This is a genomic window from Pseudoduganella lurida (assembly GCF_007830455.1).
Lineage (GTDB): Bacteria > Pseudomonadota > Gammaproteobacteria > Burkholderiales > Burkholderiaceae_D > Rugamonas > Rugamonas lurida.
In genome coordinates this window covers 602,234-616,699 of the sequence record NZ_VLLB01000002.1, presented here as the reverse complement: position 1 = coordinate 616,699, position 14,466 = coordinate 602,234, and the positions used below count along the sequence as shown (strand labels likewise).

Sequence of the window (14,466 nt, the reverse complement as noted above, 5' to 3'; positions counted from 1 at the left end):
TCCAGTAACGCCGTGGCCGAACTATACTGCACCGGCGCCCGGTCCGGCGCAGGGTTACCGGACGCCGGCTGCCGTCAACCCCGCAGCGCCACCACGCCCTCCGTCACGGTGACGAGGTCCGCCACCCGCCCATGCACCAGCGCGCGGCCGATGCGTGCCTCCGCCTCGGCCGTGGTGCGCGCGATGCCCAGCAGGCGGCACACGGCGCGCGCCACGCCGGACTGCGTGGTGCTGCCCAGCTGTCCCAGCACGTACACGGCCAGGTTGCCCAGCTCTTCCAGCGGCACTTCGTCGATCGCCCGTTTCGATTCGGCTTCCGGACCAGGCAGGCGATGGCCCGTCCACGTGGCCGGATCGAGGTGCGCCGGCCACAGGAAGCCATCGGCCGTCGTTGCCACCGGCAGCAGCGCCGCCAGGTGCTTCTCGATGCGGGCACCGCTGCGCGCCAGGCCCCAGGCCCGCGTGATGCGGCGGAAGGCCACCGACTGCGCCACCGGCCCTTCTTCCTGGACGATGCGCCCCAGCTGGTGGCGCAGCGTGTCGGCCGACGCGCTGTCGTGGAAACGCTCCGGGTCGGCCGGCGGCAAGGTCACGGGCAGGTACAGCGCGTGGTTGTCCTCGCTGGCCGGCACCGGCAGTGCCGCAGGCCCTGTTTCGACCACCGGCGCGGTTTCCAATACAGGTTCGGGCACGGGCTCCGGTTCCGCCACGGCTTCCGGCGCCTGCTGCACCAGTTCCTCCAGCCGCGCCAGGAGTTTGCGCATCGGCTCCTCCGGATCGAGCCACCAGTCGGTCGACCAGATGCGGAACAGCTGCCAGCCCAGGCCTTCCAGCACGTGCTGGCGCAGCCGGTCGCGGTCGCGCGCGGTGGCGCCGGAATGGTACATGGCGCCATCGCACTCGACACCCAGCAGGTAGCGGCCCGGCGCACGCGGATCGACCACGCCGATGTCCACCCGGTAGCCGGACACGCCCACCTGCGGATGCACCGTCCAGCCTTTTTCGCGCAGCACATTGATCACCTGCCGTTCGAACGGGCTGTCCGGTTCGCGGCCGGTGGGCAGGCTCTGTTCGGCCAGCGCACGGGGACCGCGAATGGCGAATTCCAGGTAGTGCTTCAGGTCCCGCACGCCGCTGGCCCGCACGCGCGCCAGGTCGATCTGCTCCGGCACCAGGGTGCTGAAGATGACGACGTTCTGGCGCGCCCGCGAAATGGCCACGTTCAGGCGCCGGTGGCCACCCTCCAGGTTCAGCGGGCCGAAGTTCAGGCTCACCTTGCCCGCGATATCGGGGCCGTAGGTGATGGAGAACAGGATGATGTCCCGCTCGTCGCCCTGCACGTTCTCCAGGTTCTTGATGAACAGCCCCTCCTGCGCCGGCTGGGCGATGGCCGCATCGAGCGCCGGCAGCGCGCGGCGGCGCTCGTCCAGCAGCCGTTCGATCAGGCTTTGCTGCGCCTGGTTGAACGTCACCACGCCCAGTGTCAGGCGCCGTTTGGAAGGATCGAGGTAGTGCTGCTCGATGGCCGTGACGATGGCTTCCGCCTCGGCGCGGTTGGTCTTCGAGCCGCCCCGGTCGTAGGTGCCGTGCACGCGCTGGAAGCGCACGCCGTTGTCCTCGGTGACGGGCGACGGGAAGGTCACCAGCGCGTTGTCGTAGTAGGTCGCGTTGCTGAAGGCGATCAGGCTTTCGTGGCGGCTGCGGTAGTGCCAGTTCAGCGTCAGCTGCGGCATGCCGATGCCCAGGCATTCGTCCAGGATGCTTTCCAGGTCCTGCACTTCCGTGTCGCCGTCGACCTCGTCGTCGCTCTCGCCGCGGCTGAAGAAGCTGGTGGGCGGCAGCTGTTTCGGGTCGCCCACGCAGACCAGCTGGCGGCCCCGCGCGATGGCGCCCACCGCATCCCACACGGGAATCTGCGACGCCTCGTCGAAGATCACCACGTCGAACTGCGCGTGCGCCGCATCGAGGTACTGGGCCACCGACAGCGGCGACATCAGCAGGCAGGGCTTGAGCTTCGGCATCAGCGTGGGCAGGTTCTGCACCAGCTGGCGGATCGGCATGTGGCGGCGCTGCTTCTGCAGTTCGCGGCGCAGCTTGCCCATCTCGGAATCGGAACCGGCCGCCAGCGCCGCATTGTCGGGAATCTGGCCGGCCAGCCGCGCCGCCACGTACTGCTGCGTGAGCTGCTGGAAGCGCGCATCGGCCGCGCGGAATTCGCGGATCTTGCGCTCGTGGTCCGCGCTGGAGAAGGTGCACAGCACCGGCTCGCGGTCGATCGCCTTGCGCAGCCACCAGTTGCGGTAGCTGTATTCGAAGAAGTCGGCCACGTCGGCCAGCGGCACCCGGCCCGCTTCGACGGCCTGCACGATGCCCTCCAGGCCGGCTGCCACGGCCCTGGCACGCGCACCCTGCCACACGCACCAGGGCTGCAGCTGCCGCGCGCCGGCCTGCCAGGCCGCCATCGTCCCGCGCAGCCGCGCCGTGACGCCGCCGGCATGCCGGTCCAGTCCCAGCAGGTCGCCGCAGGCGCCGAGCTGCGCCACCTGCCGCAGCTGCGCCATGAAGTCGGTCCATGCGGCGCGATACGCGGTCAGTGCCGCCCCGATCGGGCCGCCGGCCCCCAGCATCGCGCGGTTCTCGGCCACGTAGGGTTCCAGATTGCTGCGCAGTGCTGCGGCCAGGTCCACGTCGCCGTTGGCCAGTTCCAGCACGGCGTCCGCAAAGGCTTCGGCCCACGCGGCGGCACGCGCCACGGCATCCCAGTCCGTGCGGTGCGTGGCAAAGCCCGATTGCAGCAGGGCCGCGCCATCCGCCGCCATGGCGCCGATGGCCTGGTCTTCCGTGTTGACCTGCGCGAGCGCCTCCAGCAGCGCCGGCACCTCGCTCTCGGCGGGGCGCTGGCCATCCTGCCGGTAGGGCTTCAGGCGATTGAGCACGCCCCGCCTGGCGAACCACGACATGGGCCACCAGGTGGCGCTGGCGGCATGCCATTCGGTGCGCAGCTGGCCCGCGGACAGCTCGGCCAATGCTTCGGTGTACCTGCCGCCGAGGACTGCCCAGGCGCGGTTGCGTGCGATGCCATGGCGGTGCAGCGTCGCCAGTTTTTCACGTGCCGTTTCATCGTGCGCGGCACGTGCCACCCCCACCGGCACGTCCGGCGCCTGCACCAGGACTTCTGCCAGCCGGTCCAGCGCGGCGAAATCGGCCAGCGACAGGCCCTCCGGTGCGGCGCCGAGCAGGGACAGCGGCCTGACGGCGGCGGCATCGAGCGCGCCTGCCCGGTCGTGCAGCAGTGCGGCGCCATCAAGCAGGTCCTGCTGCCAGGACGGGGTCCAGGCCGAGACGCGGATCAGGCCCAGCGGATGATGGTCGAGCGCCGTCAGTTGCCCGGCCAGTGCGCCGATCTGCCGGCTCGTGTCGCGCATCCGTTCCAGGTCCGCCCGGGCGTGCGCATCGGCATCGGGCCACGCAAAGGCGGCCGGCTTCCGGTGCGCGTGCAGGATGCAGGTGCCGATCGCCTCGTGGATCGTCAGGTCGTTCGGATGCAGCCGGTGCAGCGCGACTGCCACGTCATTGAGTTCGCCGCGCAGCACCGCCAGGCGCTCCGCTTCCAGTTCCCATTCCCGCACGGTGCGGCCGCCGGCCGCGTCCAGCGCGATGCCCAGCTGCTTGAGCACATCGGCCTTGCGCGCTTTCGACGAATGCAGCTCCAGGCAGTAAGGCCCCAGGCCGATGGCGCCGAGGCGGCGGTGCACCACGTCCAGCGCCGCCATCTTTTCCGAGACGAACAGCACCCGCTTGCCGGTGGCCAGCAGGTGCGCGATCAGGTTGGTGATGGTCTGGCTCTTGCCCGTGCCGGGCGGCCCCTCGATGACGAGGTTCCTGCCGCTGCCGGCCACGCAGATGGCGCGCAGCTGCGACGAATCGGACAGCAGCGGCGCAAACAGGTCCTGCGGGCTGTGCGTCTGGTCCAGCGTGCGGGGCTCGAAGCCCAGCTCCTCGCGTGCGAACGCCTCGCCGGGATGGTTGATCAGCTGGGCCACCACGGCGTTTTCCTGCAGCTGCCGGTGGCGGTCCTGCAGGTCCTTCCACATCAGGTATTTGGTGAACGAGAAGATGCCCAGGTGGACCTGCTCGCGCACTTCCCAGCCCTTCAGTTCCGTCACGCCCAGGCGGAAGGCCTGCAGGATGCCGGCCACGTCGAGGCCCTTGTCGTCCGTCGGCAGCACGTCGAAGGCGGGCAGCTTCAGGCTGAAATCCTGCCACAGTTTCTGGATCAGCGTGGGATTGACGAGCGCTTCGTCGTCATGCCGCACCAGCCGGAAGCCGCTGCGCACCGACTGGCGGGTGAGCGTGACGGGCACCAGCAGGATCGGCGCCAGGTGCGAGGCCTCCGCCTCCTGCTCCTCCTTCCACTGCAGGAAGCCGAACACGAGGAACAGCGTATTCGCGCCGCCTTCTTCCAGGCTGGTGCCGGCGGCGCGGAAGATCTCCAGCAGCCGCGCGTCGAGCGCGCCTTCATCGATGTCGACGATCAGCTCGTGGTTGCCCAGCGCTCCCGCCGCCAGCTCGTCGAGCGGCACACTGCCCGTGCGCGCGGTGTAGACGGCGGCATCGCGCACGTCCGGCCCCGTCATGAGCGGCGGCGCGGCGCGCAGGCGGAACTCCTTGCCGTCGGCCAGCGCGTCTTCCAGCGCGCCCGCATCCGGGCACACCAGCCGAAGCGAGCTCTTCGTCGGCTTGAAGTTGAGCAGCCGGTTGCGCAGCGTGAGGTCGAGCAGCTTGCTTTTCCAGCGCGCCAGCCGGCCTTCCGGCGTGTCGGCCGCCAGGTCGGTGGCCGGCAGCGCGGCCGGGTCCAGCGGCGGCAGCGGCGGCATGTCCTCGATGGCCGGCACATCGTGCACATCGGTGGGCGCCCCTTCCGGTGCGGCAGCGGAGCGCGAGGGCAGGGGACGGATCTGCAGCTCGCGGGCGCGGCGGATGTCGACCGCATACGCGAAGCGTTCCTCGTCGTCGAGCTGTTCGACGCCGGTGGCGCAGGCCCAGCGCAGCGTCGGCCGCTGGCCGCCCGCCACGCCCGTCGTTTCGAACACCATCAGCTCGCCGGAATGGACGCGCTTGCGCACCGCCTGCGCATCGTCCACCAGCGCGGTCGGAAAACTGGTCTCGACCAGCCACACGCCTACCCAGGCGTGGCCCTCGCGCAGCAGCACCACCGGATGCAGGCCGGCCTGTTCCAGCGCCGCGGCAAACAGCATCACCAGGTCCAGGCAGGTGGCCACCTTCGTGTCGAGGACGCGTTCCGGCGTGCGGATCTTCTGGCCGTCGCTGCCGAACGAGGCGGGCGGATTCGCGTAGTGCAGTTCCTCGGCCAGGATCGCGCTGTACAGGGCGGATACCTGCTTCCATACCTTTTCCCGGTTCTTCGCCTGGTAGCCGTTCATCGCCAGATCGCCCGGCGCCTGCCGCAGCAGCGCGGATGCCGTGGCGATCAGGTGATCGACCACGCGCGAATTGGGCATGCAGAACGCGGCCAGCAGTTCCGGCAGCGCGCGCGTGCCGGCCCACTGGTCGTAGGCCAGCACTGCCAGCCGGTGCGACGCCTGGCCGCGCATGGCGCCGGCTGCACTGGCGGTGAACGTGATGACGGCCTGCACGGCTTCGTCCAGCGTGGACAGGTAGGCATGATCGGGCTTCAGGTCCAGCGGGGCGATGCGGCGGGTTTCGCCCGGTTCCAGGCGCTCGAAGCGCAGGCGCAGGCCGGTGGCGAAGGCCGGCACGCAGGCGATCGCCAGTTCGACGTCCACCAGCGCGGCCGTTCCCGTGTTGGTCATGGTCAGCTCGCGCACCACGGGCACGTTGTTCTGGATGGCGGCGTAGCCGATGGTGGCATCGGCGATCACATTGATCGCGACTGGCAAAGGAGCGGTGGACGCGGCGCCGTCGGGGACGGTGGCGTCGGAAAGTTCGGGCGTCATGTGGGTTCGGTGGGTCCTGCCATGCACAGGTGATGGCGACAGGCGATTGTACTGCACCGCCGGGCTGCGCACGGCTGCCGCCGCCCCTGCCGCACGGCTGCCGCCGCCCCTGCCGCACGGCTGCCGCCGCCGCCATGACCCGCACGCCGGGCACGATTGACGGTGCGCCGTTTCGCATGCGATATTCGCCGATTCCCCGTCGAGAAAGTCGAACATGCGCCACTTCGTTCCCGCCATCGTCCTCGCGCTGGCTGCCGCCACCGCCGCCGCGCAGGTACCTGCCGATCCGCTGGCCGCCAGCATCACGTCCCGCATCTCCGCCGATTCGCTGCGCGGCCACCTGTCCTTCCTGGCTTCCGACCTGCTGGAAGGCCGGGGCACGCCGTCGCGCGGCCAGGACCTGGCGGCCGAATACATCGCCGCGCAGTTCCGCCGCGCCGGCCTGGAACCGGCCGGCGACGACGGCTACTTCCAGACCGCCAACTGGCAGCATGCGGCCCGCGAGGCGCAGGATTTCACGCTGTCCGTGCAGAACGGCGGCAGGACCGTGGCCGTGCCGCTGGCCGGCGCCACCGCCGAATTCCTGCAGGCCGTGAAGCTGCCGGCCACGGCGGCCGTGTTCATGCCGTGGAAGGAAGCGCTCGATGGCAAGCGCAATGTGGGTGGCAAGGTGCTGGTGGTGCCCGCCGAAGCCGTGCGCCGTGCTGCGCGCGTGCTGCAGAAGGAACTGAAGGGCCGGCCGGCGCTGGTGATCATGGTCGACAAGGAACGGCGGCATGGCGGCAACCCCGGTTGGCTGATCGATCCGGAGGGCGAGGCGGCACCGGCCGGCGCGCTCCCGGTCGTGGCCCTGCATGACCAGGAAGCGGCGGCGCTGCTGGAAAAGGGCGGCGCCACGGTGACGGCGTCGATCGCGGCGGCCACCGTCAGGCCGGTGAAACTGCGCAACGTGATCGGCGTGCTGCGCGGCGCCGATCCGAAGCTGAAGAACACGTACGTGATGCTGACCGCGCACTACGATCACCTGGGCGTGAAGAACGGCGAGATCCACAACGGCGCCAACGACGATGGCAGCGGCACCGTCTCCGTGATCGAGATCGCGGCGGCACTGGCCGCCGAAAAGCAGAGGCCGCGCCGCAGCGTGGTGTTCATGGCGGTGTTCGGCGAGGAGCTGGGCCTGCTGGGTTCGCGCTACTATGGCCGCCACCCCGTGTTCCCGGTGAAGGACACGGTGGCGGACCTGAACCTGGAGCAGGTGGGCCGCACGGACGACAGCGAGGGCGCGCAGGTAAGCTCGGCGACGCTGACGGGCTACGACTATTCGACGGTGACGGACACGCTGCGCCAGGCCGGCGCCCGCACCGGCGTGAAGCTGTGGAAGCACGAGAAGAACAGCGACCGCTTCTTCGCGCGCAGCGACAACCAGGCGCTGGCCGACCTGGGCGTGCCGGCCCACACGCTGGCCGTGTCGTTCGAGTTCCCGGACTACCATGGCAAGGACGACGACTGGGGCAAGATCGACTACGACAACATGGCGCGCGTGAACCGCATGGTGGCGCTGGGCCTGTACGGCATCGCCAACGATCCGGTGGCGCCGAAGTGGACCGACGTGCCGAATGCGAAGCCGTACGTGGAAGCGGCGAAGAAGCTGCAGGCGAAATAGGCCGGAGGGCCGGATGCCGCAAGATCGAAAGCAGCTACCGGGGGCGGGCACAAAGGGTCGAACCCTGGCCGCTGCCGCTGGTGCCAGTGAGGGCTGCAGGTGGGCTCAGAACAGCGTGCGCTGCCGGCTGGTCAGGCCCGTGAAGCTGTCGCCGAGGAAGGGCAGGATGGCGTCGCCGATCGGCTGCAGCTGCTTTTCCAGGTAGTGCGCGTAGTCGATCGGGGCGCGCCGCGTCTCCAGCGGTTCCGGGCCGGCCGTCGTCATCAGGTAGCGGATCCAGCCGCGGTTCTGGTACTGCAGCGGGCGACCCTGGGCGGCATTGAATTCGTCCGCGATGCGGGCCGCGCGCACGTGGGGCGGCACGTTGCGCTCGTAGTCGTCCAGGCCGCGGCGCAGCCGCTTGCGGTACACCAGCTGCGCATCGAGCTCGCCACGCAGCATCCGTTCCGTGTAGTCGCGCACGTAGTCGCGATACGGCTCGCCGCGGAAGATGCGCGCGTACAGCTCCTGCTGGAACACCTGGGCCAGCGGCGTCCAGTCCGTGCGCACCGTTTCCAGGCCCTTGAACACCATCTGCTCGGTCCCGTCCGGGCGCACCACCAGCCCCGCGTAGCGTTTCTTGCTGCCTTCCTCCGAATCGCGGATGGTGGGCATGAGGAAGCGGCGGTAATGCGTTTCGTACTGCAGCTCCAGCGCGCTTTCCAGCCCGAACGCCTGCAGCAGGTGGTCCTTCCACCACGCATTCACGTGCGCCACCAGCGTGCGGCCGATGCCGTCCGCCGCCGCCGAGTCGTGCGCTTCGCCCAGCCACACGAAGGTGGAATCCGTGTCGCCGTAGATCACCTGGTAGCCCTGCGCCTCGATCAGCTCGCGGGTGCGGTGCATGATCTCGTGGCCGCGCAGCGTGATGGACGACGCCAGGCGCGGATCGAAGAAGCGGCAGCCGAATGCGCCCAGCACGCCGTAGAAGGCGTTCATGATGATCTTCAGGGCCTGCGACAGCGGCTGGTTGTTCGCCCGCTTGGCGGCCTCGCGGCCCTGCCAGACGCGCGTGACGATGCCCGGCAGGCAGTGTTTCGTGCGCGAGAAGCGCGCGCCGCGAAAGCCCGGCACGGTGTCCTCTTCCGGCGCACGCAGTCCCTCGACCAGGCCGACCGGGTCGATCAGGAAGGTGCGGATGATGGACGGGTACAGGCTCTTGTAGTCGAGCACCAGCACCGAGTCGTACAGGCCGGAGCGCGAATCCATCACGAAGCCGCCCGGGCTGTTCTCATTGGCCACGTCGCCCAGGTTGGGTGCCACGAAGCCGGCACGGTGCATCAGCGGGATGTACAGGTGCTCGAAGGCGGCCACCGACCCGCCGCTGCGGTCCGCCGCCAGGCCCGTGACGCTGGCCCGCTCCAGCAGGAAGTCCAGCACCTTCGTGTGCGCGAAGATGCGCGTGACCAGTTCGCAGTCCTTCAGGTTGTAGCGGGCCAGCGCCGGCTTGTCCTCGGCGAACAGGCGGTTGATCTCGTCCATCCGGTCGTACGGATTGTCGATCGCCTTGCCTTCGCCCAGCAGCGTCTGCGACACGTTCTCCAGGCTGAACGACGGGAAGCTCCAGGTGGCCGAGCGCAGCGCCTCGATGCCGTCGATGAGCAGCCGGCCCGGCGCTGCGGCGAAGAAATGCTGCCCCTTGCTGTGCTCGCGCCACTCCATCGGCGTCGCCACGCCGTCCGCGCCGCGGCCCAGCAGCAGCGGGACATCGAAGCGGTCGGCATGCTTCTGCAGCACGCGCAGGTCGAACTGCACCACGTTCCAGCCGATCAGCGCATCCGGATCGTGCCGCGCGAACCATTCGTTCAGGCGCACCAGCAGGGTGGGGCGGTCGGCGCAGTATTCCAGCGCGAAATCGACGGCGCCTGCATCGCCATTTTCCGGCCCCAGCATGTAGACGTTGCGCGCGCCGCAGCCTTCGATGGCGATCGAGTACAGCTCGCCCCGCTCGGTCGTCTCGATGTCGAGGGACGCCAGCCGCAGGCGCGGGCGGTAGGTGTCGGCCGGCTTCAGGCGCACCTGGCCGTCGTCGCCGTCGAACGCCACCGGCGCGGTGATGAAGCGCTCCATCAGGTAGCGCTCGGGCGGGCGCACATCCGCCTCGTAGACGTCGATGCCATGTTCGCGCAGGCGCTTCTCCAGCTTGAGCAGCTGGCGGTATTGGCGGCAGTACAGTCCGACGACGGGGCGGTGGCTGAAATCGGCCAGGTCCAGCGGACGCAGTTCGCAACCCCGCTCGGTACCGAGGATGGTCTGCGCCGCTTCCTGTTGTTCGACGGGGAGGAAGGCAACCGCGCTCTGCACCGGCAGCCGCACGTGGCGCGGGCCGTCATCGGTGGCGAGCCAGAAGTCCACTTCCAGGCCCGCTTCCGTGTCGCGCCAGTGGCGCGTCAGGAGGAAACCCTGTCCCATCGCGGCCTCCGGCGTCAGGCGGCGCTGCGCCACGCCAGGCGGTTGCGCCCGGCCTGCTTGGCGCGGTACAGGTGGGCATCGGCCGCGGCGAACAGCGTTGCCGCGTCCTCGCCCTCGAGCAGCGTGGCGCCGCCGATGCTCGCCGTCAGCACGGGGCTGACGGGCGAGGCGGCGTGCTCGATGGCCAGGCTGCTCAATGCCTCGCGCAGCTTGTCGCACACGTGGCGGGCCTGCGTTGCGTCCGTGTCGGGCAGCAGCAGCACGAGCTCTTCGCCGCCATAGCGCGCGGCCAGGTCGCCGGGACGCCGCACGCAGCCGGCCGCGGCGCGCGCCACGGCACGCAGCGCGCGATCGCCGGCCGGGTGGCCGTAGTGATCGTTGTACTGCTTGAAGCTGTCGATGTCGATCAGCGCGAGGGACAGCGGCGTGCCCTTGCGGCGCGCGCGCTGGTATTCCAGGGCCAGCACCTCGTCGAAGCGGCGCCGGTTGGCCAGCTCCGTCAGCCCGTCCACATGGGCCAGGCGTTCCAGCATGCGTCGCTGGCGCACCATCTGCAGGTGCATTGCCACGCGCGCCATCACCACGGTGGCGTTGAACGGCTTGGCGATATAGTCGGAGGCGCCCAGTTTCAGGCCGGTGATCTCGTCTTCCGGCCGGTCCAGGCCGGAGACGAAGATGACGGCGATCTGCGCGGTGGCCGGATCGGCGCGCAGCCGGCGCAGCACTTCGAAGCCGTCCATGTCCGGCATCAGCACGTCCAGCAGGATCAGGTCCGGCACGTGGCGCGCGGCCCGCTCCAGCGCCTGTGCGCCGTCCTTTGCCAGCAGCACCGTGTACTCCGGCTTGAGGAGTTCGGCGAGCACCTCGCGGTTGATCGCGTCGTCGTCGGCCACCAGGACTTTTTGCAGGGCGTTCATGCGGGTTCTTCGAGAGGGATGGACAGCGCCTGCGCCAGTGCTGCCAGCGGCGCCAGGCCCGCATCATACTCGATGTCGGCCACGGCCCGCCCGATGGCGGCCAGCAGCGCGCCATGCGCCGCCACGGCCGGCAGCGCCTGCAGCGCGCGCAGCAGGTCCTCGGCGCGGGCATCGTCGGCACGCAGGCTGGCAGCCAGCTCGCGCAGCAGCGGGCCGGCATCGGTGTCCGCCCCGGCAGCGGGTGCCAGTGCGACCATTGGCGCCAGGCCGGCCAGCAGCACCTCGAGCATGCCGATCAGCTCCGGCACCAGCACCGGCAGGTGTTCCGTGCGGCCGTCGCGCAGTTCCAGCTCCACGGCGCCGGCCAGCTGGGCCAGCGACAGCGCGCCGATGTAGACGGCGCTGGACTTGAGGTTGTGCGCCAGCGACTGCATCGGGGCGGTACTGCCCGTCACCAGGGCATCGCGCAGCAGCGCCGGCGCCGGCAGGTATTCGCGCACGAAGCCGCGCAGGCGCTTGTGCAGCCGGCCCGGCTGCCCGTCGACGCCGAGCAGCGCCGCATGCCAGTCGATGCCGGCCAGGGATGGCCAGGCCAGCTCCGCATCGGCCAGCACGTCGGGTAAGGTACCGGCCGCCGGCTCCGGCAGCGGCCGGCCCGCCAGCCGCGCCGGATCGATCCATTGCAGCAGGGCGCCGAACAGCGCGTCCGGGTCGATCGGCTTGGCCACGTGGTCGTTCATGCCCGCCGCCAGGCAGTTCTCGCGGTCGCCGGCCATCGCATGCGCCGTCATGGCGATGATGGGCAGCTTCTCGAAGCCGGGCAGGGCGCGGATGCGGCGCGTGGCCGTCAGGCCATCCATGCCCTGCATCTGGATGTCCATCAGCACCAGGTCGTAATCGCCCGCGCGCACCTTGTCCACGGCCTCGATGCCGTTCACGGCCACGTCCACCTGCATGCGGGCGGCGGCCATGAAGTCCAGCGCCACCTCGCGGTTGTTGGCGTTGTCGTCCACCAGCAGCACGCGGGCGCCGTCCAGCCGCGCCAGGTCGTGGCGGCGGCCCGGGCCCGTGCTGCCGTCCGGCGCCGGCGGCGCGATCGCCAGGTCCGGCCGCAGCACCTGCACCAGGCTGTGATACAGGAGCGCCGGGCCGACCGGCTTGGTCAGGAAGCCGGATAGCGGCAGCTGCCCCGCGTTGCGCAGCACCGTGTCGCGCGTGCAGACGGTCAGCATCAGGATCGCCGGTGGTGCGGCAAAGCGGCCGTCGGCGCGGATGCGGCGGATGGTCTCCACGCCATCGAGTTCCGGCATCAGGTAGTCCATCAGCACCACGTGGTACGGCCTGCCGGCGCGCTCGGCTTCTTCCATCAGGCGCAGGCAGTGCTCGCCCGAGTCGGCGCTGTCCGGGACCACCCCGAAGCCGCCCAGCATTTCCACCAGGGCCTCGCGGGCCGTGGCGCTGTCGTCCACCACCAGCACGCGTGCCTCGTGCAGCAGGGCGGCCGGCATCGCGACGGCGTTGGCCTCGTCCTCGTCACCCACGCCGAGCAGCACGGCGAACGAGAAAGTGCTGCCGGCGCCGGGCCGGCTGCGCACGCCGATCTTCCCGCCCATCAGTTCCACCAGCTGCTGGGAAATCGTCAGGCCCAGGCCCGTGCCGCCGTAGCGGCGCGTGACCGAGCCGTCGCCCTGGCTGAACGCCTGGAACAGGTTGGCCAGCTGGGCGTCGCTCATGCCGATGCCGGTGTCGCGCACGGCGAAGCGCAGCGTGACGCCGGCGGCGGTACGGCTCTCGACATCGACGGAGACGACGATCTCGCCCCGCTCGGTGAACTTCACCGCATTGCCGGTCAGGTTCATCAGCACCTGTCCAAGACGCAGCGGATCGCCCACCAGCACGGCCGGCACGTCGCGGCCCACGCGGAACACCAGTTCCACCTGGCGCGCATCGGATTTCAGCACCGTCAGGCTGGACAGGTGATCGAGCAGCGCGTTCAGGCTGAACGGCACCTGCTCGATCGTCATGCGGCCGGCCTCGATCTTCGAGAAGTCGAGGATGTCGTTGATGATGCCCAGCAGGTGCTCGCCCGCGCCCAGGATCTTGGCCAGGTAGTTGCGCAGCTTCGGATCGGGGCCCGTCATCAGTGCCAGGCGGCTCATGCCGAGGATGGCGTTCATCGGCGTGCGGATCTCGTGGCTCATGTTGGCCAGGAATTCCGATTTCAGCCGCGTGGCCGCTTCGGCGCGCAGCATGGCCTGCTGCAGGCCCTGCGTGCGCAGGCCCAGGATGCGCATGAACAGCAGCATGTCGAGCGCGCTGGCGATCTGCAGCGCGTGCATCGACCAGAACGTGGCCTCCATGCGGCCGCTGAAGATCTGGCCGTGCACCATCGCGGCACTGAACAGCACCACCCAGCCGACCAGGAAGGTCCAGCCCACCTGGTCGCCCTGGCGCGCCAGCCGGAACGCGCCGGGCACGCCGAACAGCTTCGGCACGGCGGCGATGGTGGAGACGACGATCAGCAGGCCGTTCATCGTCAGGATATCGGCCGCATAGGCGGCCGCGCACAGGGCCATCGCCGCGGCGCAGCCCTTCATCCACAGGCTGAAGCGGCGGTCCTTGCCGGGCCGCGCCAGCACCTGCTGGACGAACAGGTAGGAGCCGGTGGAGGCCAGCAGCGCCGTGATGCCGCCGGCATGCTCGATCAGCCACGGGCTGCCCGGCCACAGGTACTGCTGGCCGACGCCGAAGAAGTCCAGCGCGTACAGGGAAAGGCAGCTGGTGTGCAGCGCGAACTTGCCGAACAGGATGTCGCGCAGCGCGATCCACTGCGCCACGCTGTAGACGAACAGGCACAGGCCCAGGCCGGCCAGCATGCCCTGCACCATCTGCTCGAGCAGTTCCTTGCGGTGGAAGTGGGGCGCCTTCATCAGCTGCACCGGCAGGATGATGGGGCCGCGCGCCTGCACGCGCAGCAGCAGCGTGTGCTCGCCGGGCGCCAGGGTCAGCACGAAGCCGGGAATGCGCGCGCCGACATACGGTTCGCTGGGCGGCAGCCGGTTGCCGCCGATCTGGTGGGCACCGAGACGCCCATCCGTCACGACCCAGCTGTCGACCTTGCCCAGCAGCGCATAGTTCAGCGCCAGCACCCACTGGCCGTTGCCGCCTTCGGGCACCCGCACGGGCATGCGCAGCCACAGGATGCGGTGCTCCTTGCCGGTGGTGCCGCGCGCCGTCGTCGGTGGCCGGAACCGGTCCGCGGCCGCGAGCGCGGCGCGTGCATCGAGGCGGCCGTCCGGGTCGGACAGCATCGTCAGCACCGACCAGGCATCAGCTTCGGTGCGCGTTTCATCGAGCCACAGCGGCTCCGGCGCCGCGGCGGCGAGGCGGGGCAGCAGGGCAAGCGCCAGCGCGCACAGCAGCGCCGCCAGCCAACGGGCAGGTGTCGTCATCCCGA

5 protein-coding genes are annotated in these 14,466 nt (G+C 70.1%); 1 reads left to right on the top strand and 4 read right to left on the bottom strand.

The features are described 5' to 3' along the window. Window positions 1–74 precede the first annotated feature (74 nt). Window positions 75–5,978 (bottom strand): anti-phage protein ProA, encoded by a 5,904-nt coding sequence (gene proA, locus IP91_RS09285; RefSeq protein WP_145648643.1) that lies wholly within the window; start codon window positions 5,976–5,978, stop codon window positions 75–77. 214 nt (window positions 5,979–6,192) lie between these two features. Between proA and IP91_RS09280 the strand changes: the two genes are divergently transcribed. Further along, complete coding sequence (locus IP91_RS09280; RefSeq protein ID WP_145648642.1) at window positions 6,193–7,641, top strand: M28 family peptidase; 1,449 nt, start codon at window positions 6,193–6,195, stop codon at window positions 7,639–7,641. A 105-nt stretch (window positions 7,642–7,746) separates the two neighbouring features. Here the strand turns inward: IP91_RS09280 and IP91_RS09275 are convergent, their stop codons facing one another. From IP91_RS09275 to IP91_RS09265, 3 genes are read right to left on the bottom strand one after another with little or no spacing between them, the layout of a single operon-like run. Then, window positions 7,747–10,092, bottom strand: a complete 2,346-nt coding sequence (locus tag IP91_RS09275) for a DNA polymerase II (RefSeq protein WP_145648641.1) — start codon at window positions 10,090–10,092, stop codon at window positions 7,747–7,749. A 14-nt stretch (window positions 10,093–10,106) separates the two neighbouring features. Then, entirely contained in the window at window positions 10,107–11,009 is a 903-nt protein-coding gene (locus IP91_RS09270; protein WP_145648640.1) for a diguanylate cyclase domain-containing protein, read from the bottom strand. Beyond that, entirely contained in the window at window positions 11,006–14,461 is a 3,456-nt protein-coding gene (locus IP91_RS09265) for a hybrid sensor histidine kinase/response regulator (protein WP_145648639.1), read from the bottom strand. Before IP91_RS09265 ends, IP91_RS09270 begins: the two co-directional genes overlap by 4 nt. Window positions 14,462–14,466 lie beyond the last annotated feature (5 nt).